The organism is Bartonella sp. AP88HLJMH (assembly GCF_042195605.1).
GTDB lineage: Bacteria > Pseudomonadota > Alphaproteobacteria > Rhizobiales > Rhizobiaceae > Bartonella.
Window position 1 is genome coordinate 1 of record NZ_JBHIOR010000089.1, and the last position, 1021, is coordinate 1021.

General features: G+C 38.9%; 1 protein-coding gene. It reads left to right on the top strand.

The window, feature by feature from the left end; translation table 11 throughout:
- Nucleotides 1-187: 187 nt before the first annotated feature.
- A partial coding sequence (locus ACFIMA_RS09720; RefSeq protein WP_375693780.1) for a tyrosine-type recombinase/integrase occupies nucleotides 188-1021 on the top strand: 834 nt, incomplete at its 3' end.

Below are 1021 nucleotides of genomic sequence, written 5' to 3' on the forward strand. Positions count from 1 at the left end.
TTAGCAACAAGATTCAAAGTATATAAAGATGTGTAAGGGCGTATTGATGTCTATAGCTTTTTATGATTCAATAAAAAAAGTAAGCATTAAAGAAAAAATCTCAAATCAGAAATTAAAGGTGGTCTAAAAGGTGACCCAAAAAGGTGGACGAGCAATGCTTGAAAAGGTGGACGAGAGGGGACGTTAAGTGAGGGCGATTCATCGGTTATCAGCATCATTCGTAAAGACGTCCTCGCAGGGTAAATATTGTGACGGGGCGGGGCTATGGTTGAATGTTCGAAAAGACAATACACGCTCTTGGTTTTTTCGCTATACGCACCACAATAAGCGCCGTGAAATGGGACTTGGTCCTGTTACGAAACTCTCTTTAAAAGAAGCGCGTGAGCTTACAAGATATTATAGTGATATTCTTAAAGAAAGCAATGATCCTATTGTCTTTCGAGAACAGACTATTTTAAAACAGCAAAGCAATATTTTTCAAGAAATTGCAAAAGCGGCTTTTGAAAGCAAAAAAGCAGAGTTGAAAAATGAAGGTAAAAACGGTCGCTGGTTTTCTCCACTAGAGTTGCACGTGATTCCACACATAGGTAATTTACCTATAGAAAAATTAACAGCCAATATCATTCGCAATGTTCTCGCGCCCCTTTGGCATGAAAAAGCAGACACAGCGCGAAAAGCACTTAACCGTATCAATATTTGCTTGAAATATGCTGCGGCTCTTGGTTTAGATGTTGATTTACAGGCTTGTATGAAAGCACGCGCTCTTTTAGGAAAACCACGTGCTACATCAACAAATATTCCTGCTATGCCATGGCAAGAGGTTCCGGCATTTTATCAAAGCTTGGATGATAAGATCCTTTCAAATTTAGCACTGAAGTTATTGATTTTGACAGGAGCACGGTCATATCCATTGCGCTATTTGCGTCTTGAACAAATTGACAAAAATATATGGACGATACCAAAAGAAAACATGAAAGGTATTGTAGGGAAAGTTTCAGACTTTCGCGTGCTACTAAGTGAT